Source organism: Ohtaekwangia kribbensis, assembly GCF_042676245.1.
GTDB classification, from domain to species: Bacteria; Bacteroidota; Bacteroidia; order Cytophagales; family Cyclobacteriaceae; genus Ohtaekwangia; species Ohtaekwangia kribbensis.
Window position 1 is genome coordinate 185044 of sequence record NZ_JBHTKA010000016.1, and the last position, 24519, is coordinate 209562.

Below are 24519 nucleotides of genomic sequence, written 5' to 3' on the forward strand. Positions count from 1 at the left end.
ATAGCAGCGCCTTTCAAGGCGCTGCTGCTGTTTTATGCTTTTGTATTTAGAAATTCAGAATAAAATCCTGAAGATTCTTATTTCGATCGAGCTGTATCTTCTTCCTTAGACGATACCGGCTAATCTCAACACCCCGCACCGATATATTTAAAAGCTGCGCTATTTCCTTAGACGATAAGTTCATGCGCAGGTAAGCGCTCAATTTTATTTCTTGCGGACTCAACGTAGGAAAGGAGGCTTTGAATCGATTCGTAAAATCGCCATGCACGCGATCGAAGTGAAACTGGAAATGTTCCCAGTCAGCATCGGCTGATATATTTTGTTCGATGTTGCGTGTAATCTGCGTGAGTTCCTTTTTGATTTCTTCGTGATTATTTTTCTTGAGTATATGCGCGAGTTGGTTTTTAACACCCGTTATAAATTCATTCTTGTTTAACAAGTGCATCGTAGAAGTAGCGAGTTCGTTATTCATGTGCTGCAGTTCCGATTCCAGCTTTTCATTTTGAAGTCGCGTAATTTCTTCCTGCGATTGCTGTGAGAGCATTTCGAGCTCGGTATCTTTCTGACTTAACTCTTCCTGCTGCTTCTGTTCCAGTAGTTTTTGCTCACGTTGATATTTTCGATCCAGCAGATTGAAACCCGTAAACAGCAACGCAATTACCGATATACCATAGATAGAATACGCCCACACCGAACGATACCACGGTGGGAGAATGGTAAAAGCATAGGTCGCCTCACGACTCACTTCTCCATTTACGTTGCGTGCGTGTACATGAAATATATAGTTACCCTCCTTGAGGTTGGTATACTCTTTCAGCGTTTTGCTGCTCCATTCCGACCAGCCCTTTTCATAGTTTTCAAGGTAGTATTGATAGGTGAGATCGGCATTGCCTTCGTACGAAGTAGCTGCAAAGGTAAAGTCGATGGAATTGCTCGCGTAAGGAAGTTCGGGTTTGAAATCCGGTTGCTGCTTATCGGTAATGGAATCGTGCACACTATGATTTCCGAAAAACAGCGTAGAGTCTCCGTTGTTGGATGTGCCTACCGTACGGATCAAGGTTTGAAATATAGGTGTACGGTTTACCTTCATGGCCGGGTCGTAGTGAATAAAGCCATCTTTGGCACCAAACAATACTTCGTTGTTTTGAAGTATAGCGATGCTGATCAGGTCGTCATTCAGGTACTTGCGTATTTTATTGAATACATTCTCTTCCAGTATATATTCTCCCAAAGCATTCTTTCGGAAGACACCAATATGATCGCGACTGATAAAGTATATATTGCCCATAGCATCTTCTCGTATAAACCAAACCTGGTCGTTCTTGCCGAGACGGGGCGTGAAGAAATCGTCTGGTATGAAACGATCTGTTTTTGCATCATACTTGTAAACACCGGTGGTGCTGGTAAAGAGCAGCTCGTTGCGTACTTTAAAAACGTTGATGAGCAGATTGGAGGGAAAGCCTTTATCAGCACCGTAGAATTTTACCTGCTGTATACTATCGAGCGATGGGCTGAATTTAATTTTATAGGCTCCTTTATAGCCATGCGTTACCCACAGATCACCGGAAGGATCCTGCGCCATTACCCGCGATGATTCTCCAAATCCCTTCAGCTTCTTGCGAAACTTCCATTGGCCATTAACGAAATCATATACCTGTAAGCCGGCATATACACCTTCGATCAGTTGAGCCGGATGATCTTTCAATGACTGAAATACCCACGAGCCCGGCTCGTATGAAAGACGTGCAGCAGAGGCACCTTGTACACTAGTGGCACCGTTGTGATGGCCGATCATAATGTTGTTACCATATTCACCGATATGATATACCTGCCCGCGCGTGTTATCGATCAGTTTAAAATCGGCTTTGTCATTTTTATCGCGCACATATACACCGGTGTTGGTGCCGAGGTATAATTTGGTTTTATGCAGGTAAGCAGAATAGCCGGAGCCGGGCAATCCGGTTTGTTTATTGATGAATGTAAACGGAGAGCCGAGCTCTACATACGCAAGACCATTGTTTTGGCCAACCCACAAGTTGTTGAGATCATCTTCATATATACTGAGCACCGTAGGACTTTCAATACCACGCCCGCTGCCCAATTGCATCAACAGGTTTCCTTCGGCATCGAGTACCAGCAGGCCATTGTTTTGTGTGCCGATGGCAAAATTACCGTTGCGCAGTCGCGTGATGCAGTTTACGATCGATCCTTTAAGGAATGCCTGCAGGTCCTCCCGCCAGGGTTGCGATATACCTTCGCTATAGCGGTATATACCTTCGTAAAATGTGGCTACCAGCAAATGATTGTCGTGCAACGGAAGTATACCAGCAATGCTCTTCCCTTTGTAAAAATCTCCGCCCTTGATCAGTCGTATCACTGATCCTTCCAGCGTACCCAGTCCGCTTGACGGCTGGTTCACATATAACTGCCGGTTTACCAGGAACGAGTGGTCAATGCCGTGCGCGGATTGGACAATCGTAAAGGTGCGCTGATTGTACACATATATATTAGAGAACGTACAGAAGTATACCAGGTCGTTGTCGAGGTACACGCTCCAGGCTTCATCAAAATTCCTGAATTTCCTGTCGAGGCTATCGGCCAGGGATACGTACGAGAGCTGGCCGCGTTCGTTCGGAAAGAAATAGCCGAAGTCACCCTGACCACCCACATAGATCCGTCCGCGACTGTCGATGGCCACGCTGCGCACCTTCGTTCCGTTCTTCACGCCATATACCTGCCAGTGATCTCCGTCAAATTCCAACAGCCCGAAATTGTTGGCGATGTACACCAGCCCTTGCCGGTTTTGTGTGATAAACCAGTTCTGAATCCCGGCATGATACTCCACCGGCAGGAAGTTCCGGGTAAACGGAATCCCCGAAAGTGCCGACTGTGCCATCCCACGGAAGCACGGGAAAAGGAGAATCGTGGCGACAAAACCCAGGGTTAATGTGTACGTCAGGAAAGGTGAAATCCTTTTCATGATGAGGTTCGAAGCGATTGATGTAGTGTCAAATCTAACTTTCAAAACGTTTGAAATCCACTGAAATTAAAGTTTCTGGCGGGGTGATGTAGTTTTGATGTAGCCTTGTAGGCGAGGTTGATGTAGTATTGTTGGGGTCGGATTATTGAATTCTGCCGCCATCCTTGCAAAGTTTGTTGGCGCATTCAAACGTTTTCGGACTTTGAGATACCGCAAACAGATGCATGAGCACTTTAACCAAATCTAATTAACGCATGAAAACTAAACTACTGGCGCTCTTAATGACGCTGTCACTGGTCGGGTACGGCCAAAGCCTGTTGAAAGGGCGGGTGACAGATGAAAACGACCAGCCACTGCCCGGAGTGAATGTCCTTATTAAGGGAACATCGCAGGGAACAGTGACTGATGCAAATGGCGAGTATTCCTTAAATAGTGTATCGTCTGATGCCGTTGTGATACTCAGTTTTATCGGTTACACACCGCAGGAAATTCCTGTAGGCGGAAGAACAAGTATTGATGTGAAACTTATTCCAGACTCCAGAACACTGGAAGAAGTTGTGGTAATTGGTTACGGAACCACGACACAGAAAGAGTTGACCGGATCGGTTTCCGTTGTGAATGGAGAAAAGCTCACTTCACTGAACCCGGTGCGCATAGACCAGGCGTTGCAAGGTCAGGCTTCGGGTGTGCAGATCTCTTCTGCATCCGGTTCTCCGGGTGGTGGCCTGAACATTCGCATCCGCGGTCTTTCTACTAACGGTGATAACAACCCGTTGATATTGGTTGACGGTGTGCCGTATTCTTCAGACGGTCTTAATGCGCTGAACCCTTCCGATGTAGAGTCGATCAACGTGTTGAAAGACGCATCGGCTGCTATATATGGTGTGCGTGCTGCGAACGGTGTGATCATCGTTACTACCAAACAAGGACGCAAGAATGCAAAGCCAAGCCTCGAGTTCAGCGGCTACTACGGTGTTCAGCAAACAACCAAGAAACTTGATCTGTTGTCGGCACGTGAGTTCGCGGTATTAAAGAACGAAGCGTTTGCAGCCGGTGGTCAGGCTCCTCCATTCGCCAATGTAAATCTTGGTAATGGAACTGACTGGCAGGACGAAGTATTTCAGGATGCCCCTATTCAAAACTATAATTTGAACCTAAACGGTGGTTCTGACAAGAGTACATATTCCATCGGTGGTTCGTACCTCGATCAGGAAGGTATAGTAGGAGGTGATAAAGCTTCTTACAGACGTTACAATGCACGGTTGAATTTCACGACTGACATCACTCCGAAATTAACGCTGCAAAATGTGTTGCTCTATACACATGAAAGAAGAAAGACACTCGCTGAGAATGGTATATCGTCTGTACTCTTCAACACGATCAACGCATCACCGGTAGCAACACCGTATACCAGCACAGGTGATTATGCATTCCTCGAAGACGTTGCTGAAGTAATCAACCCGCTTGCTCAGATTTCAAATACATTCAATGAGTCGCGCGTGAACAAGATTGTAGGGAAAGAAGAACTTACCTATAAGATCAACAATCACTTTCAACTATCGGGTCGTGCCGGGTATAATTATGCTATTGTTGACGACAAGACTTTCAATCCATTGGTATACTACGGATCAGGTAAAGCACAAAACACCGCGCTTAACGCAAACCTAGATCCGCGCACAACCGAGATCGCTTCGGGTGTAGAAGTACCGATCTATAACAACGTAGTAGAAACACGCACTTCGTATTTCAACTATAACCTCGAAGCCTTCCTGAACTACGACCGTACATTCCAGGATTTGCATAAAGTAAAAGCTACATTAGGTACTTCACTCTTTGCGGATGTAAATAAGAGTCTCACCGGTACAGGCTATAATGTACCCTATAACTCAAACGACTTTGCTGATATATCGGCAACCGATGGTACTAACTTGCTTAACAGCACATCATCGTGGCAGAATGAAACGAGACTTCAGTCATACTTCCTGCGTGCAGAGTATGGTTATGGAAGTAAATATTTACTCTCCGCACTCATTCGCAGAGACGGTTCTTCAAACTTCGGTGCGAACAATCGCTTCGGTTATTTCCCGGCAGTATCAGCAGCGTGGGTTGTATCAGAAGAATCATTCTTCAATACAGACCTGATCGAGTTCATGAAAGTGCGTGCCAGCTACGGTGTATCGGGTAACGACAAGATTGGTCTCTTCCGCTACCGCGCTTTGCTGGGGGGTGAAGGTGTATATCCGTTCAACGATCAGCTTGTTAACGGAGTGGCTATTGGTACACTCGGTAACCAGGATCTTAAATGGGAAACCACTCGCCAGACGAACATCGGTGTTGATCTGAATTTATTCAACGGCCAGATCGAAATTACTGCCGACTACTATATCAAGAAAACAAAAGACTTGCTGTTCCAGCCCGACATCTCTGCTATATCCGGAGCTTACGGTGCGGGTAGCAGTCCTCCCTGGGTAAACGGTGGTGATGTGAAGAACAGTGGTTTTGAATTGTTGATCAACTATAGCACAACAGTAAGCGATGACATCCGCTTCAACATCGGTTACAACCTGACCACAATACGCAATGAAGTAACGGCATTACCGGCAGGTGTTGACTTCTACGAGTTCGGTGCATTCGGTGTCGGTGGCGGAACTGCTACACGTATGGAAGTAGGCAAGCCGATGGGATATTTCTTCGGGTATAAAACAGACGGTGTATACCAGACTGCACAAGAGATTGCCGAGCGTGGTGTAACGCAACCGGGCGCACAGCCTGGCGACCTTCGCTATGTTGATAAAGACGGAAGTACTGCCATCAACTTTGGTAATGATAGTGACAAGATGATGATCGGCTCACCTATACCGGATGTAATTATGGGGTTGAACCTCGGTGTAAATTTCAAAGGCATTGATTTCTCGGCAACACTATATGCATCACTCGGCAACGAGATCCTGCGTAACTACGAGCGTCAGCAACCTTTGGCAAACCTGCTCAACTATAAATTAGAACGCTGGACTGGTCCCGGGTCAACAAACGAACATCCTCGTCTTACAACCGCTGCAAACAACAACGCAGTGATATCCGATTACTTTGTTGAAGATGGTTCGTTCATGCGTATCAAGAATATACAGTTAGGCTATACATTGCCAACCACACTTACGGAAAAGATTGGTGCACGCAAGCTGAGAATATATGTAGCCGCGAACAACCTCGCCACCTTTACTAAATACAAAGGATACGATCCAGACTTCTCAACGTTCAACCCGGTGGTGTCAGGTATAGACTATGGTTACTATCCACAGGCTAAAACGTTTATGGCTGGTTTAAATCTAAATTTCTAAACCGATGAAGAATTTCTTTAAAACATCAATATTCGTTGCAGCCACAACATTCATGTCACTGAGCTGCGATAATTATGTAGACATCGATCCGGAGTATTCCATTGATGCTGATAATTTCTTTAAGAGTCCGACTGATTACGAACGTGCTTTAACGGGCGCATACGACCTGATGCAGACATCATACCTCGATGTTTGGATTGGCGAGATTGCATCCGATAACTCGATTGCCGGTGGTGAAAGTGTTACCGATACAGAAGGCTTGCACCAGATTGATGCCATGACACACGGTGGTGTTAACAACGAACTGCGCAGTATATTCCGCTGGATGTATACCGGTATCACCCGCGTAAACTATATCTATGAAAATAAAGATAAACTGGAGTTTGATGGTAAAGACAGAATATTGGCGGAAGCTGCTTTTCTGCGTGCCTACTATTACTTCGAGCTTGTCAAGTTCTTTGGTGATGTACCATTGATCGTAGACAAGCGTCTTTCATCAAGCGAGATTGCATCGCAGCAACGCACACCGGCTGCCGAGGTATATGCACAGATCGAAAAGGATCTGATCTATGCAAGCGAAACGCTCGATTGGACAACGACCGTAAAAGGAAGAATTACCAAAGGTGCAGCCCTTGCGTTACTGGGTAAAGCTTATTTATACCAGGATAAATTCACAGAGTCTGCACAAGTACTGGACCGTGTCATTAACGAAGGACCGTATGATCTGTTTGAAGATTTCAGCACGCTCTTTCGCGTAAAAAACGAAATTGGTAATCCGGAAACAGTTTTTGATATCGAGTATGTAGGTATAGAAGGCGGTGGTTACGGATGCTTTGTTTGTCTCGAAGGTTTTGCAGCGGTAGGCTTCCACGGTATACGCGGTTACGAAGGCCCTATATATCGCGATGGTAACAGCTATAACTTGCCGACACAAGACCTGGTAGATGAATTTGAAGACGGTGACCCGCGCCTCGAAGCATCTATACTCGACATCGAAGCATTCAAAGCTGCGCAGGAAGACCCATCGGAAGTCAAGTACGTAATTGGTGGTGGTGGACACACCGGCTACTATAACAATAAATACCTGAAGCGTGCCGATGAACTTGGTGCCGGTGATGATGACCTTACCAGTCCGGTAAACCACAAGGTAATTCGCTATGCTGATGTATTGTTGATGGCCGCTGAAGCACACAATCGCAAGGGTTCACCAAACGATGCGCTGGCACGTCAGTATCTCAATGAAGTACGGGCACGTGTTGATATGGACCCGGTAAATGTATCCGGTGCAGCATTGACGCAAGCTATATATCACGAGCGCAGAGTAGAGCTTTCCGGTGAAGGACTTCACTTCTTCGACCTGGTGCGTACCGGCAGAGCTGCTACGGAGATACAAGGATTCCAGGCGAACAAAAATGAGTTGTTCCCGATTCCGCAGGATGAGATTGATCTTTCCGGTGCAGGATGGAGTCAAAACAATGGTTACTAACAAACTTGAAAATATAGTTTATGAAGAAATTAATTTATAACATCCTCTGGATACTGAGTATACAGGTGCTATTGCTGGCCTGTAAGGAAGATGAGGCTGAACTCGCTTCCGTGCCGACAGAAGCAGATGCCGCGTTTACATTTACACCTACGAATGAGAATGATAACATCATCAACTTCACAGCGTCTTCGTCCGCATTCCTGAAAAAATGGGACTTTGGAAACGGTACTACCGGACAAGGCGATAATGTAAAAGGTACATTCCCGGTGAAAGGAACGTACAACGTAACACTTACCGTATATACCGCTGGCGGAAGCATATCGCATACCCAGACCGTTGATATAGCGGAAACAGATCCTACACTGCTGGATATACCGGTATATAATATGCTGACCGGTGGTAACAGCAAGCCGGAAGGAAAAAGCTGGGTGGTTGATAAAGTTACGGCAGGTCACCTGGGCTTAGGTCCTGTTGCGACAAGCACTCCAGACTGGTATAAAGCCGGTCCTAACGAGAAAGACGGAGCTGGTTTGTACGATGATATATATACCTTCAAGCTCGCAGCTTTCTCCTATACGCAAACTACCAATGGGGATGTGTTCATCAACACACAACAAGCCAGTAATTTCCCGGGATCATATTCGAACAAGGGCGACTTTACAGCACCGTTTACAGCACCTGCCGGTCTTACATGGTCTGTGTCGGAAACAGATGGTAAGCAGTATCTGAATATTTCAACGGGTGGCTTCATTGGGTATTATACCGGTGTGAACACGTATGAAATTCTGACACTGGAAGAGAACCTGCTTTGGTTGCGCTTTACCGATGCTGCCAACTCAGCCTTTGCATGGTATCTTCGGTTGATACCGGAAGGATATACGGAGCCGGTTGATCCGCCCGAGTATAAAATCGAAGATATATACCAGAACTTCGATGGCCAGGGTAACTTCACATTCGTGAACGATGGTCAGGGTACAATTGTATCATACGATAACCCGGCTCCTGTACCGATCAACCAATCTGCGAAAGTAGGTAAATATACCAAGGCTAATGGACAGGCGGGTGAATACGCAAACGTTCAGGTGCAGCTCGATTACAAAATGGATATTCGTGCCCGCAATGTTTTCAAACTGAAAGTATTTATACCAAGCTATAACGATTATACTACTACCGGTGGTGAGTCATGGCAATCGTACAATACACTGCAAAAGCAGGTGTCTGTTAAATTGCAGAACTCTGAGTTGGGTGGCAATGCTTATACTACACAAGCCGAAGTGATTCAGAAAAATCTGCAAACTGACAAGTGGCTTGAACTTACGTTCGATTTCAGTGCCTATGCTACTCGCGAAGACTTTGATAAAGTGGTAGTGCAAATTGGTGGTGAAGCGATCTTTACAGGAGGTATATTCTTCCTGGACGATTTCGAACTGCTGGAGGAATAATGAAATAAATTTATAGAAGGAATTGTCCCGGTGAACGTTTGGTTCCCGGGACAATTTTCTGAAACTTGGATAAAGGTAAACCCGACATGATAAACAGACTGAAAGCAGCATTCGCCTATATACTTTTCGGTATGATGGTAATGACAGGATGCGGAGGAGATGATGAAGAGCAGACATTAACGTTGCCCTCAAACCTGCAGGTAAGTGTAACGGTGAGTGACAACGGCACGGGCCTGGTTTCGGTTACGGCATCAGCAACGAATACAAATTTTTATACGATATACTTTGGCGAAAGCTCATCGGAGACACCGGTAAAAGTAAACGATGGCAAAGCAACTCACACCTACACAATGTCTGGTAACTATATCGTGAAGGTGCAGGCACACGTAACGTCTTCTGATTTTATCTTGGATACAAAACAGATAACTGTTACCGTAGGCTCTGCAAACAACGGTGAAGTAGTTATACCAGCGACAGGCTATACCACACCGACAAGCTATAGCGGCATGACAATGGTATGGAACGATGAGTTTGAAGGAGCAACCTTGAATGATGCCTACTGGAGTTACGAGACTGGCACAGGAACCGATGGCTGGGGTAACAAAGAATTGCAATATTACCGTAAGGAGAATACAAGCGTGAAAGATGGTTATCTTGTAATCACTGCCAAGAAAGAGAACTATATGGGCAGCAGCTATACATCATCGCGCCTCATTACAAAAGACAAAAAGTCTTTTCAGTATGGTCGTATAGATATACGGGCAGCTTTGCCAAAAGGACAAGGTATATGGCCTGCACTCTGGATGCTGGGTGACAACTTCAGTACCGTAGGTTGGCCGAAATGTGGAGAGACTGACATTATGGAATTGGTTGGCGGCACCGGTAAAGATAATACTGTACACGGCACTGTACATTGGGACAATGCCGGAGCGTATGCAAGCCACACCGATTCATATACCTTAAGCAGTGGAATCTTCAATGATAAATTCCATGTGTTCTCGATCGTGTGGACAGCTTCCAGAATTACCTGGTATGTAGACGATGTTGAGTTCAACGCGATCGATACAACTCCGGAAGGTCTCAGTGAATTTCGCGCAAAGTTCTTTTTCATATTCAACGTAGCGGTAGGAGGTAAGTGGCCCGGCAGTCCGGATGCAACAACATCTTTTCCGCAGCACATGGTCGTAGACTATATCCGGGTATTCCAATAATAGTTTGTTCGGAGATTAAAATCATTATACTCTATACTATACCCGTACTCGACACGGGTATAGATGGAGCTTATTATTAAAACAGAAATTATGCGATTGCTATTTATATCATCAGCATGCCTGATGCTCCTGGTATCCGCGTGTAAAAAAAGCCCTCAACTTGTCTGGAGCGATGAGTTCGAGTATACCGGAACCCCCGATACGTCCAAATGGAATTACGATCTGGGCGACAACAACGGCTGGGGAAATAACGAACAGCAATACTACACCAATCATGAAAAGAACGTTCGCGTAGAGAACGGCAACCTGATTGTTGAAGCCCATAAAGATTCTTTGGAAGGCAAGCCCTATACTTCCTCGCGCATTGTCTCAAAAAAGAAAGGCGACTGGAAACATGCCCGCATCGAAGTGCGTGCAAAGTTACCGCGCGGCAAAGGCACGTGGCCTGCTATATGGATGTTACCGACTGAATGGAAATACGGTCCGTGGCCGGCAAGTGGAGAGATTGATATCATGGAGCATGTGGGCTACGATCCCGGTGTTGTACACGGCACGATTCATACCGAAGCCTACAACCACATCAAGCAAACTCAGAAAGAAGGCATGATCACCATTGCCGATGCACAGGATACATTCCACATTTATACTATAGATTGGACCACCGATAAAATTGCATTCGGAGTAGACGATAAAGTATACCACACCGTAACCCGCGATCCCAAAGACGACTTCAAAGGCTGGCCCTTCGATGAACCTTTCTACCTCATCATGAACATAGCCGTAGGCGGCAACTGGGGCGGAAAGCAAGGCGTAGATGAGAACATCTGGCCGCAGCGCATGGAAGTAGACTATGTGCGTGTTTACCAATAGGTGGTTGTACACGCTACGTAAGTTGGTTAAAAATAGATTTTCTGTAGTCAGCTGCTGGTTCTGGCTGCGAGCTGCTAGTTGAGATTTGCTGAATTTACGTTTCGTTTAATAGCAACGATATTGATATAGGTATATTCAGGTATAATCACTGGATACGATTTTTCGTTACAGGCTTGTGGTTGTTAGCTGTTTTATTGCAAGTCACTGGTTGCAGTTTCCCCTGCAACCAGTAACTAGCAGCTATATATAGGCCACCAAATCAAAACGTTTCACTAAACGAAACCCTACTCGCAGCCAAAAGCTCACAGTTCAACTCAGTTGTCTCTTTCCAGCAGCCAGCAGCCTCTCAAAACCCAATCGAGTTCCCGCCATCCACCGGCAGTATGGTTCCGGTTACGAACGATGATTCTTCGGAGGCGAAGAAGTAGGCTGCGTTGGCTACATCGCGGGGTATACCGAGTTTCGCCATGGGCGTGCGTTTTAAGACTTTTTCTTTTCGTTCGGGATCGCTGTTGAGTGCCTTCGCTGACATTTGTGTCTCAATGAAGCCGGGCGCTATACAATTTATCCGGATGTTGGATGGTGAGAGTTCAACGGCCATAGCACGCGTCATTCCTTCGATGGCACTTTTGGAAGCGGTATAGGCAATCACTTTCGGTATACCATATTGTGATGCCATCGAGCTGATGTTGATGATTGATCCGCTCTTCTGGGCCAGCATAACTTTTGCTGCTTCACGCGTGATTACAAATACACCGAGCACGTTGGTCTGCAGTATCGTTTGAAATTCTTCGTCCGTTACATCCACCAGGTCTTTCTTCATATTGATACCGGCATTGTTCACGAGTATATCAATCGTTCCATAGGTATCTGCTATATATTTTACTTTTTGTGGAATGATGGAGAGGTTGGTGATATCAAAAGCGAGCGGTATACATAATGGCCCCAGTTCTTTTGCAGCTTCGTTTAGCTTTTCTTCGTTGCGTCCGGTAATGATGGTACGGATGTTCTGCTGAACAAATTTATGTGCAATGGCTAACCCGAGTCCTGAGCCGCCTCCCGTTACAATAGCAATTTTGTTGGTTGTTGTTTTTTTCATGAATACGTTAAAGAGATGTAAGCGTTTACGTTTACCACTTCGGCTTTATACCTGGCGCGAACGGAAACTCAAGGCTTTGATAATAGGATAGTGACTGATCCGGTTTTTCCAGTCCGGAAGGTATATCTTTCTTGGAGAATGTCTGAAAGTATAGTACACATGCATTTCTCCACCAGATGGCTTCCTGATGTTGTATACTGATCAGACTACTTACTTGCTGAAAGCGTTCTTCATCTACTATACCTTTCAATGTGCTCCACTGCTGCTGCATTCTGCGAACCGAATCGGCACCCTGGTAATAACGATGGCACAATTCATCCCAAAGCGTTCGTCCCGATTTCATTTTGTAATTCCAGGGAACGTGATGATACCAGAGTAAATATTCTTCCGGGCAGTTCTCGAGTGAACTATATATCTTCTGCACTTCCGGAGTGTACTGTAAAAGTGCTTTGCTGCCGGTGGCCGTACGGTTGAATCCAATACCATTTTCATCCGCCTGGTGATAATATACCGATGTCCAATCCGCACGCGGTTTATCTTTGATCCACGGCCCCGGACCATAATGATGATTCCATCCCATAATGTGATGCAACCCGAGCGGAGTCATATACTGCACGGTTACCTCACGTGAAGCGAGCATCATATCTTTCAATGTATGCACAGATTTTTCGTTGTTGGTAAACGTAGCACGTATCCATTCTTCAGCAACGGTTTCAGATGACAGGGAAGGATTCCAGGCGAGTCTTCCTAATGCATACCAGTTCGCCTGCGCAAAAGGATGGCCGGTCCAGTTACGATCGTTACCAATGTTGGCGACACCTGCTATACCGGTGAGTGAATGATTCTCAAGTGATCCATCCACAACATGTGCTACAGTAGACCCTTTACCTTTTGCATAGGTATCGGCATCAAGACATTCTTTAAATAACGGAGCGAGGTATACCAAGTGTGTGGCAAAGCCAAGATACTCCTGTGTTAATTGAAACTCCATCATCAACGGAGTCTTGGGCATAGCACCGAAGAGCGGATGAAACGGTTCGCGCGGTTGAAAATCTATAGGGCCATTCTTTACCTGTACGAGTACATTTTTAGCAAACGATCCGTCCAGCGGTTTAAATTCGTTATAGGCCTGCTTCGCGCGATCTTCCGGTACTTCATTGCTATACACAAACGCACGCCACATAACAATACCGTTGTGCGGAGCCAAGGCTTCTGCCAGCATATTAGCGCCATCGGCATGATTGCGATTGTAATTTTGCGGGCCAGGTTGTCCTTCTGAATTGGCTTTTACCGTGAAGCCACCAAAGTCAGGGATATAGGTATATATTTCATCTATCTTCTTCTTCCACCAGGCTTTTACATTGGCATCCAGCGGATCAGCCGTAGAAAGCCCACCAATCTCTACCGGTGCACTGAAGCGGGCCGTTAAATATACCTTTATCCCGTAAGGACGAAATACGTTGGCAAGTGCTGCTACTTTTTTCAAATAGGGTTCGGTAAGTATCTGTGCATTCGCATTCACGTTAGTGAGTACTGCGCCATTTATACCAATAGAAGCATTGGCACGTGCATAGTCAATATACCGCTGATCAATATAGCCGGGAAGCCTGTGCCAGTCCCATAGCGAGAAACCGGCATAGCCACGTTCCACTGTCCGGTCCAGATTGTCCCAATGGTTGAGTATACGATGTTTGATAGCCGGTGCACTGGTGATTGCTATATTTTCGATACGCTGCTGTGTTTGCAGCAATCGTATAAAATGAAATGTGCCGTAAAGTACACCTATATCTTTATTGGCAGAAATGACTATGCAGGGTTTGTTTTTAACGCGTGTTTGCACGATTACGAAACCTTCATCACCGGTAGCTTTGAGTTTATCCGACAGTGCGAGCGAGGCTATAATTCCAGATGACGAAGGTGTACCGATAATAATACCACCGCCCTGAAATGTATTGCTGAATGTAACTTTAGTCTGCAGTAAACCTTGCAAAGCCAGTTGCAGCTCCTGTCGCGCAAGAAGTAATGTTGGGGATTCTTTCTCCAGCACAATCCCCTGTGTATATGCTTTATACTGATTTATAGTGGCGGCATCCGTAAGCTTGTTGTACCGGAGCCATAACTGGTAACCATCTTCGCTATATACGGTGGTTGTGCTAACGCAAAGCGCTATAGCAAGAAATACACGGAACATCGATCGGTATAGAATCATTGCATACAGGCTTTAGGTGGATCTATAGGTTTATTTTTTTTCGCAGGGAAGACTCGCGTACAATCATATTATGATGTAATACAATTGTGTTGAGACTTGTGCCTTCTTTATTATCCAGTTTGCGAATGAGTGTAGCTGCTGCCAGTTCACCCATTTCTTGTCCGGGATAATTCATCGTAGTGAGATTTGGCTCAATCACTTTCGAAAGCGGGTCGTTGTTGAATCCGGCTACGGCAATCTGCTCGGGAATTTTTATACCGGCTTGCTTGAGTGTACGAATGCAGCTTACTGCTGTTGTATCGTTGGCAGCAAACACACCATCGGGTAATTCCGGCATTTCCAGTAGCCGTTGTGTTACATCAGCACCAGCTTGTTCACTCAGGTTACAAGGAAACACAAAACTTTCATCATACGGTATAGAATTGTCAACTAACGCATGGCGATATCCTTTCAGACGATCGGCATATACATTTCGTATTACACTGCCCGTAATATGTGCAATGCGTTTACATCCCTGGCTGATCAGGTGACTCGTAATTTCGTACCCGGCTTTATAGTTGTCAATAACAATACTGGTACAGCGCGGATGTTCAAATACACGGTCAAAGAATATAAGCGGTATACCTTTATTCAGGAACAGGTCAAAGTGATTGATGTCCTCCGAATCATACGCCAACGAAACGAGCAAGCCATCCACTCTGCTATTATAGAGTGTCTTGATGTTGGCAAGTTCTTTCTCTTTTGATTCTGTCGATTGACTGATGATGAGATTATACCCGGCAGCATTAGCAACCTTCTCCATACCGGAAATCACAGCCGACATGAAGTAACTATTGAGTCGCGGTACAATAACACCAATCGTGTTGCTTCGGCTTCGCCTCAGGTTACTGGCAAAAAGATTTTGCTGGTATCCGAGCTCTTTAGCTTTGTCAAGAATTTTTTTACGAGTGTCCTTCTTAATAGCCGGGTGATCTTTCAGACCGCGACTGACCGTAGCAGGCGAGAGATCGAGCGCTTCGGCTATGTCATATATAGTAATTTCTTTCTGCGTGTTCATGAATTTGGTAGAGGGCAAAGTTTAGCGATGCAAAATACAATTTGTCTCCGGTCTTAATTCAACACAGACCGCAACCAACGTTATTATTTTATTAAATCGGTTGCATTACAATTATCAGCATAATTGCGGAAAAATGCTTGATGTTTAAATAAATATTTGCAATCGGTTGCATTTTTTAAATCATTATTTCACCTTAGTCTTAACAATGATTATTTCCGGATGAAGACAGCTTGAAGAGGTGGTTTCAGATGGTAGAGGGGATTCTTTTGTCTTTTTTCTGCAAACGTTTTCGATACTCAACTAAACTATAACCCTATGAAACAAAAAGCTCTACTAATCTATTATGTAGCGCTGCGAAAGTCTGTCTGTCCTGTCCGGATAAGGCTCTTGCTGCTGTGCGTCTTTCTTAGTTCAATAGCCCATGCACAAAACGTTGTTACCGGTAAAGTAACTGATGAAAGTAACAATGGCATGCCCGGTGTAAGTATACTTCTGAAGAATACAACCACCGGAACTACGACCGATGCGGAAGGTAATTACTCCTTAAATATACCGGCATCAAACGATCCGCAGGTACTGGTATATTCATTCATCGGCTACCTCACCGAAGAAGAAGCGATCGGTGGCAGAACCGTAATCAACGTAAACCTGCTGCCAAACATTGAGACACTCGGTGAAATTGTAGTAGTAGGTTACGGAACAATGAAGAAGACCGATGTTACCGGTTCTGTTGTTTCTGTCAACTCGCAAATGTTAAGTGAAGTACCGGTGGCAAACCTGCAATTAGCATTACAGGGAAGAGCGGCTGGTCTTGAGATACAACGGGTGGGCAGTACGCCCGGATCAGGAGCCAGAATCCGTATTCGTGGTGAACGTTCGGTGAGCAGCGCTGAAGCAAACGATCCCCTTATTATATTGGATGGTATACCTTTCGAAGGTGGTAACCTGAATGATATTAACCCCGATGAGATTAAGTCAGTAGAAGTATTGAAAGATGCATCGGCCACGGCTATATATGGTTCGCGTGGTGCCAATGGTATTATCCTCATCACAACAAAAAGAGGAACACCCGGGGAGAATCGTATTTCACTCAACTCGTATTATGGTATCAGTTCAGTAGCGCGCGAATACCCGGTATACAATGCCGCTGAGTATAGAGCGATGCGCGATACATCTCCGTGGAACGGAGGCTATATGCCGGAAGAGATCGAATCGATCAACACGGGTCGCTCTACGGATTGGCAAGACCTGATGTATAAGAATGGCTATATCACCGATCATAACCTCACCGTTTCCGGAGGAACAGAGAAGAGTCAATATTCAGTAGGCGGTGGTTATTTCAAAGAAACAACAGTTTTACCGGGCCAGGATTTCAGTCGACTTACGCTTCGTCTTACCAACGATCTGCAAATTGGTGAACGCATCAAAATAGGATTCAACAGTATGAATACCTATAGCACACGCAATGGCTCATCCATCAACCCGATGTTCAATATAATTTCATTGAGTCCGTTGATGCCTGCCTATAATGCAGCGGGTGAAATCATTAAAACACCAGCCGGTAACCTCGATGATCAGGCCAACACCTATAGTCCGCTGTTATTGAAGAGCAATGACAATGACTGGGTAGATCGCATCCGCAGACTTCGTTCATTTAATAGTTTATATGCTGAAGTAAAGATCATCGATCCGTTAAAGTATAGAATCAATGTAGGACTTGACTATCGCCAGGAAGAGAACGCACAGTTCAGAGGAAGCGATAGTTATTTCCGTCCGCTGCAGGGAAATACAGCGAGTGTAAATAATACTGTTGGTTATGGATATACCCTCGAGAACTTGCTCATGTTTGATAAGACTATAGCGGACAAACACAGAGTAGGTGTAACCGGACTCTTCAGTGTACAGAAAGATCAGACGCACAATACCTATGTAGCGAAAGATTCAATCGATCAGGACTTCGTTCAATTCTATAACCTTGGTCAGTCCAATCAGTCTACAACAAACCTCGCTACACTCAGTGGAAGCGAAACTTCCTGGGGACTGGTGTCCTATATGCTTCGTGTGAACTATGCATACGATGATAAATACCTGTTAACACTTACCGGTCGTATCGATGGTTCTTCTCGCCTTACAGACCGATGGCATCAATACCCAGCTATATCAGTGGGGTGGAATGTTATCAGGGAATCATTTATGGAAAACATAAGCAACGTTGTCTCAAACCTGAAGGTGCGTGCAGGCTGGGGTGAAACTTCAAACCAGGCCGTGGCTCCGTATGCTACATTGGGAGGTGTAACGAACCTAATCTATAACTCCGACTGGAATACGAACCGGAACCTTCCTATACTTTATAACTTCGGAGAGAATGTTGAAGGAGGATATTATGTAAGTACGATACCAAGTAAAAAACTGGTTTGGGAATTTACCCGCACAACCAATATAGGTCTTGACTTCGGTTTCCTGAATGATCGCATCACCGGTACTATAGACTGGTATAATGCACAAACGCATAACATCATTTATAATTTACAATTGCCGCCAACATCGGGTGTATCCGGTACATATGCTACCAACATCGGGCGCATGGAGAATAAAGGTGTGGAGATCTCGCTTACGTCTGTGAACGTAGAAACACAGAGTGGATTTAGCTGGAGCTCGGATATAAATGTATTCTGGAACCGGAACAAATTGTTATACCTGCAGGATGGTTTCCAGCGCAACATCGCCAGCGGTCTGCATATAGGCCATCCGTTGAGTGCTATATATGACTACGAAAAACTCGGTATATGGCAACTCGATGAGGCGGATGAAGCAGCCGTATATGGACAAGTGCCGGGCCAGTTGAAGATCCGTGACATTAGCGGACCAGAAGGTGTACCGGATGGAAACATCGATCCGGATAACGATCGTAAAGTTATAGGAAGTGGCCAGGCTAAATGGCAGGGCGGTATAACCAACCGTTTCAAGTATAAAGGTTTTGATTTCTCGTTTGTTACCTATGCGCGCATTGGCGGAACCATTATCAGCGGTATACATCAGCCAACCGCTGCATATCTTACCAACCTTGATGGTAAACGCAGCGGTTTGAAAGTAGATTATTGGACACCGACCAACCCTACCAACGATTTCCCAATGCCATCTACGAGAATCACACCTCCGAATGCCGGCAACGCGTGGACAACGCTCGGTTACTACGATGCTACATTTGTAAAGATCAGAAGTATAAACCTGGGCTATACATTACCAAGCAGTGTATTGAGCAAGATCGGAGCGCATTCCGTACGGATATATACAACGGTACAGAATCCATTTGTACTCTTCTCGCCATACATGAAAGCAGGCGGAGTAGATCCGGAAGCAACCGGAACGGGAACAGCAGGCTTTGTTCAGAATGGTGGTAACATTCCGGCTCGTGCGCTTACAGTAGCTACCAGCACTCCGCCTACACGGTCCTATATACTCGGTATAAATTTAACCTTCTGATATATACCATGGCTTGTATGAAACCTGCTATAGAAATATAGTGTAAAAAAGGGTTCATCGCTTTTGATAATCAAAAAACATCTTCACATGAAATCAATCAGTAAAATATTTTTGATATGCATTACGGCACTGCTCGTGCCCGGATGTAACGAGGTACTGGACGAGCATCCGTATACTGCCTTTACTACGCAGTACTTTGAATCGGAAGAAGGATTGAATAGTGCCGTAGTAGCCGCGTATGCCGGCATGCGCTATAATTATGGTCCGGTAGGTGCATTGGACATTACAGCTTTCGGGACAGACGAATGGTCTAACGGAGATCAGGCCCTGAACCAGGATTTGAATGTATACAATGTAACGACTACCGATGGCTCTATACTTACACCATGGAACCGTAACTACTGGCACATCAACCTGTGTAACGCTGTGGTAGATATAGCACCGGGTGTAGAGATGGCGGAAGGTGAAAAAAATACACTGGTAGCCGAAGCGCGGTACCTGCGTGCAAACTATTACTTCCTGTTAGTGTCTCAATTCGGAGCAGTGCCCTTGGATTTAGGTTCAGGTGAACTGAAATTCAATACAGAACCTACTACAGAATTTTATCGTCTGCCGGTAGAAGAGTTGTTGGTAAAGAATTACCAGGCGATGATTGATGATCTCACCTTCGCGAGCGAGAATCTTCCCGATCAACGTCCGGTGGCAGCCTTCAGACTTTCGAAATCAGCTGCACTACACTTGCTTGCCAAAGTATATCTGCATCGCGGATATTCTGCAGCAGCAGATGGCAACGATTTTCAGAACGCATATACCACCGCCCGAAAGCTTATCGATAACCAGGCAACCTATGGCGTTGGTTTGTTGGCAGACTATGGTGACGTGAACAAAGAAGGCAACGACTATAACAAAGAGATCCTGTATTCGGTAGAGCGTTTGCCACTGAACAATGCAGCGAACGAAATCGGTAGTCCCGGAACAGACTTTGCCAACAAAGCGAACCAGGCTAACAACATGTATAACTGTAACTATCAACAGGCCGTGCCTGCCACTTATTATAACGCAGACCTTCGCGGTAAATCATTATTTACCTCACGCGTGTTGCAGTATGGTCGTCCGCTAAGACGTTTTGCGCCTACAAAGTGGTTGTTCAATACAGCGTTTTCGGATAAACTGAATGATAGTCGTTTTGATAATTCATTCCGCATGGTGTGGCTTGCCGATACCTGGGAAGAAGAAGGTACTGCTGCGTATGACACCTATGTGAATCACCTGGCAGGGATGGGACTCGAACTTGGTGATACCGCTATATATCTGACGAAGACCGATGCTATAGCAGAGTCCTTGAAGGCGCTTACGGGCGATAAGAAAAAACATTATCTCATTGTAGGTCCTAAAGATTTTTACACGGCAAGTAACGCTACCTTCCAGGTATACCCGAGCATTAAAAAGTTTGACGCTATACAACGCGCTAACTTCAATGATGCATCCGGTCGCCCGTTTGCCGTAAGCAAGCTTTCGGAGACATACCTGCTGGCTGCAGAAGCCGCTATGCAAATAGGACAGACTGATGCTGCAGCAACACTTATCAACGTGTTGAAGTTACGCGCTGCTTATCGCCCGGGACTCTCGGCTGAAGAGATTACATCACGCTATGATAAAATAAAAGTAGACGCATCTGCAATCAATCTTGATTTTATACTCGATGAACGCAGCCGCGAACTTTGTGGAGAAGGTCTGAGATGGATAGACCTGGCGGTGCGCGGTAAACTTATTGAGCGTGCATCAGCACATAATCCACAATCGGTAAACATCAAAGCATTCCATACCCTGCGGCCGATTCCGCAGAGTCAGCTGGATGCTATATCCGATCCTGATAAAGCCAAATATCAGAACTCCGGATATTAATATGATGCTATACCTATATACCTATTTGCCGGGCCCTATACCGGCTTTACAGAAACGATATATACTATGAAGAATTTCAGATTTATACCCATGGTGCTGCTCGCGTGCGCTGCCGGAATGTACTCCTGCGAGCCAGATCCGATCAATATACAGGCGCAAGGTAATTTTACCGATACGGAAGGACCACTGAAAAGTACTGCCGATTTCCCGATCGGTATAGCGATAGATTATACACCCTTCATGACTGATGCTGCCTATAAAAATGTAGTAGCAACGGAAGCTAACAGCACTACATTTGGTTACGAAATGAAACACGGTGCACTGGTAGACAACGAGGGGGCTATTGATTTTACAAGAGCCGATGCATTATACGATGCTGCGAAAGCTGCAGGTGTTGAAGTGTTCGGACATACATTGGGATGGCACCAGAATCAAAATGCAACCTACCTGAAAACTGTTGTCGGTGGTGGTGCAGGTTCTGACCCGGTAAATCTCCTGCTGAACGGAGACTTCGAAGCTGGCAGCGGCGATAACTTTACCAACTGGGGAAAATGGAATGGTGCTGCTTCGCTGGTACAAGGCACCGGTACAAGTGAAGTACACGGAGGTGCGCGTTCACTAAAAGTTATAGTAGCCGCGAACGGAAATCCGTGGAATGTACAGATGGCGAGCGATCTTTTTAATACGACTGTTGACACGCAGTACAAAATTTCTTTCTGGATCAAGTCAGCGAACGCAGGCGGTGTAATGCGTGTATCAACCGGAACAACGGCACAGTATTCTGCTAACTATAACATTTCAACAGAATGGTCGAAAATCAGCTGGACTATACCTGCCAAGGATGCGCAAACACGCATCTTGTTCGATGTGGGTAGTACAGCCAACACATACTATATCGATGATGTTACGGTGATCGATGCTGCTGCAGGCGAAGCGCCTGTAGGGGATGCGTTGGTAGAAGCTGTAAGCAATGCCATGGAGAACTTTATTACCGAAACCGTAACACACTATAAAGGTGAAGTAAAAGCGTGGGATGTTGTGAACGAAGCGATGGCCGATGGCAACAGCGGATTGCGCACCAGTGCCAACACGACTGTAGATGCTGATGCAACGGATATATTCTTCTGGTCGGATTATCTTGGCAGAGACTGGGCCTTGAAAGCATTTCAATATGCAGAAGCTGCCGATCCGGATGCGTTACTTTTTATAAATGATTACAACCTCGAGGCAAACAGCGTGAAGGTTGATTCACTGATCGCCTATGTAGAAGAGCTTCGTGCGAAAGGTGCGAAGATCGATGGTATAGGAACGCAGATGCACATCAACATCAACACTTCGTACGCTGGTATAGATCAGGCTTTCCAGAAACTGGCTGCTACCGGATTACTTGTGCGTGTATCAGAACTTGATGTACGCGCTAATCCATTGGACAAAGCTAATTTTGATACCAGTCTCAATCCGTATGCACTTTCATATCAGGCCGTGATGTACCAGTATGTGGTGGAGTCATACCTCAAACATGTACCGGCAGCGCAACGCCATGGTATAACGATCTGGGGCGTTTCGGATAAAGACAGCTGGTATGTAACGGTGCAGAATAAAATCGAAGCTCCGTTGCTGTTCGATACAAACTATAATAAGAAACCGGCATATTCCGGAGTGTTGCAGGCACTTAAAGCACAGTAATATTTATATATTTATAGTATTACCGAACAGCCTGTAAGCTATACTGGTAAATGGCAAGATCTGAAAAATGATCTTGCCATTTTTTAATCGTAACGCATCATAGAAATTTTACTACACTATGCACCTGGCAAAACTATATATACTTTCTTTTCTGGTCGCTTCGGGTATAGCGGCTTTCGCACAGAAGCAAAATGATATTCCGCACCTTGTCAAGCAAGGCAAAACATCACAACTCGTTGTTCAGAATAAACCGTTTATTATACTCGGTGGCGAGCTTGGTAATTCCAGCGCATCCGATATAAAATATATGGAACCGTATTGGAAGAAGTTTGCCGATATGCATCTCAATACCATTCTGGCTCCGGTATACTGGGAACTGATCGAGCCCACTGAAGGTAGATTTGATTTTAAATCTGTAGACGATCTTATCGAAGAATCGCGGAAGCATAATCTGAAATTGATATTGCTCTGGTTCGGCAGCTGGAAGAACAGTATGTCGTGTTATGCACCTGAATGGGTAAAGCTGAATCAGAAACGTTTTCCGCGTACACAAGATAAGCAGGGACGCAGTGCAGAGATTCTTAGTCCGTTTAGCGAAGCAAACCTCGAAGCGGATAAGAAAGTATTTGCAGCCTTGATGAAACACATTCGCCAGATCGATGAGCAGCAGCAAACCGTTATCATGATCCAGGTAGAGAATGAGATTGGTATGCTTCCCGAAGCACGCGACTATCATCCGGCTGCAACGGCTGCATTCAATAAACCTGTACCACAGGAGTTGACGCGTTATCTCAATAGCAATAAAGAAACGCTTGCTCCGGCACTGCGCGAAGCGTGGAAGAAGAACGGTGCCAAGATGAATGGCACGTGGGAAGAGCTCTTCGGGAAAAGTCTGGCAACAGATGAAGCTTTTATAGCGTGGTACTTCGCTAAATATACCCAGGTAGTAACAGAAGCCGGTAAAGATATGTACCCGTTGCCGATGTTCATCAATGCAGCATTGAACAGACCGAATGTCAAACCCGGTGATTACCCAAGTGGTGGACCACTGCCCCACATCATTGATATATGGAAAGCCGGTGCACCTGCTGTTGATTTTCTTTCGCCCGATTTTTACAATCCTGATTTTAAATACTGGAACGATCTATATACCCGTGCAGACAATCCGTTGTTCATTCCCGAGATACGCCTGGAGCTTTCAGATGCCTCGAAGGTTTTTTATGCTATAGGACATTACCATGCGATGGGCTTCTCGCCATTCTCAATTGAATCTGCGGAAGATCCTGTGAAGAGTGCATTGGCAAAAAGCTATGAAGTACTGTCTCAATTGTCTCCGGTAATCAGTGTACATCAGGGTAAAAATACCATGGAAGGTGTATTGGTTGACAAAACGAATTCAGAGCAGATCGTTAAATTGGGGAATTATACCTTTACCTTTAAGCATGACTATACCTTGGGCTGGTCACCACAGGCAAAAGAGGAGCAGTGGCCGATCATGGGTGGTCTCATCATTCAGACTGCACCCGATGAGTTTATTATCGCTGGCGATGGCATCGTAGTAACATTTACATCTAACCTTCCGGATGCACCGTTGGCCGGTATAGCCCGCATTGACGAAGGCGAATATAAAAATGGGCAATGGGTAGCCGGAAGAAGAATGAATGGCGATCAAAGCCATCAGGGTAGACACCTACGTTTTTCCGTAGGGGAATGCGGCATCCAGTCTTTAAAACTATATCCCTATAAATAACCC

General features: G+C 45.4%; 13 protein-coding genes. 9 read left to right on the top strand and 4 right to left on the bottom strand.

Features of this window, described 5'->3' with window-relative positions; translation table 11 throughout:
- Positions 1–46 precede the first annotated feature (46 nt).
- The gene (locus ACFQ21_RS29360; protein WP_377586204.1) at positions 47–2980 is read right to left on the bottom strand and encodes a ligand-binding sensor domain-containing protein; all 2934 of its coding nucleotides are present in this window, start codon (positions 2978–2980) and stop codon (positions 47–49) included.
- A gap of 254 nt (positions 2981–3234) precedes the next feature.
- Between ACFQ21_RS29360 and ACFQ21_RS29365 the strand changes: the two genes are divergently transcribed.
- The 5 genes from ACFQ21_RS29365 to ACFQ21_RS29385 all read left to right on the top strand — a co-directional run bounded on the left by ACFQ21_RS29365 (position 3235) and on the right by ACFQ21_RS29385 (position 11327).
- Positions 3235–6318 (top strand): SusC/RagA family TonB-linked outer membrane protein, encoded by a 3084-nt coding sequence (locus ACFQ21_RS29365; RefSeq protein WP_377586206.1) that lies wholly within the window; start codon positions 3235–3237, stop codon positions 6316–6318.
- Between the two features lie 4 nt (positions 6319–6322).
- Complete coding sequence (locus tag ACFQ21_RS29370) at positions 6323–7804, top strand: RagB/SusD family nutrient uptake outer membrane protein (protein ID WP_377586208.1); 1482 nt, start codon at positions 6323–6325, stop codon at positions 7802–7804.
- A gap of 20 nt (positions 7805–7824) precedes the next feature.
- Positions 7825–9246 (top strand): PKD domain-containing protein, encoded by a 1422-nt coding sequence (locus ACFQ21_RS29375; protein ID WP_377586210.1) that lies wholly within the window; start codon positions 7825–7827, stop codon positions 9244–9246.
- Positions 9247–9332: 86 nt separating this feature from the next.
- On the top strand, positions 9333–10457 hold the full coding sequence (locus ACFQ21_RS29380) for a glycoside hydrolase family 16 protein (RefSeq protein ID WP_377586212.1): 1125 nt from the start codon (positions 9333–9335) through the stop codon (positions 10455–10457).
- Between the two features lie 90 nt (positions 10458–10547).
- Positions 10548–11327, top strand: coding sequence for a glycoside hydrolase family 16 protein (locus ACFQ21_RS29385; RefSeq protein ID WP_377586214.1), 780 nt, complete (start codon positions 10548–10550; stop codon positions 11325–11327).
- Between the two features lie 346 nt (positions 11328–11673).
- Here the strand turns inward: ACFQ21_RS29385 and ACFQ21_RS29390 are convergent, their stop codons facing one another.
- From ACFQ21_RS29390 to ACFQ21_RS29400, 3 genes are read right to left on the bottom strand one after another with little or no spacing between them, the layout of a single operon-like run.
- Positions 11674–12426, bottom strand: coding sequence for an SDR family NAD(P)-dependent oxidoreductase (locus tag ACFQ21_RS29390; protein ID WP_377586216.1), 753 nt, complete (start codon positions 12424–12426; stop codon positions 11674–11676).
- 31 nt (positions 12427–12457) lie between these two features.
- Entirely contained in the window at positions 12458–14635 is a 2178-nt protein-coding gene (locus ACFQ21_RS29395) for an alpha-glucuronidase family glycosyl hydrolase (protein WP_377586218.1), read from the bottom strand.
- A gap of 22 nt (positions 14636–14657) precedes the next feature.
- Positions 14658–15692 carry a LacI family DNA-binding transcriptional regulator gene (locus ACFQ21_RS29400; protein WP_377586220.1) on the bottom strand — a complete coding sequence of 345 codons (1035 nt, stop codon included), beginning with the start codon at positions 15690–15692 and terminating at the stop codon, positions 14658–14660.
- 315 nt (positions 15693–16007) lie between these two features.
- On the opposite strand from ACFQ21_RS29400, the gene ACFQ21_RS29405 reads away from it, so the two are divergent.
- From ACFQ21_RS29405 to ACFQ21_RS29420, 4 genes are all read left to right on the top strand, one after another.
- Positions 16008–19175 carry a SusC/RagA family TonB-linked outer membrane protein gene (locus ACFQ21_RS29405; RefSeq protein ID WP_377586222.1) on the top strand — a complete coding sequence of 1056 codons (3168 nt, stop codon included), beginning with the start codon at positions 16008–16010 and terminating at the stop codon, positions 19173–19175.
- Between the two features lie 87 nt (positions 19176–19262).
- Positions 19263–21080: a RagB/SusD family nutrient uptake outer membrane protein gene (locus tag ACFQ21_RS29410; protein ID WP_377586224.1), complete on the top strand. Its 1818-nt coding sequence runs from the start codon at positions 19263–19265 to the stop codon at positions 21078–21080.
- A 66-nt stretch (positions 21081–21146) separates the two neighbouring features.
- Complete coding sequence (locus ACFQ21_RS29415) at positions 21147–22766, top strand: endo-1,4-beta-xylanase (protein WP_377586226.1); 1620 nt, start codon at positions 21147–21149, stop codon at positions 22764–22766.
- A gap of 118 nt (positions 22767–22884) precedes the next feature.
- Entirely contained in the window at positions 22885–24516 is a 1632-nt protein-coding gene (locus ACFQ21_RS29420) for a GH35 family beta-galactosidase (protein ID WP_377586228.1), read from the top strand.
- The last annotated feature ends 3 nt before the right edge of the window (positions 24517–24519 follow it).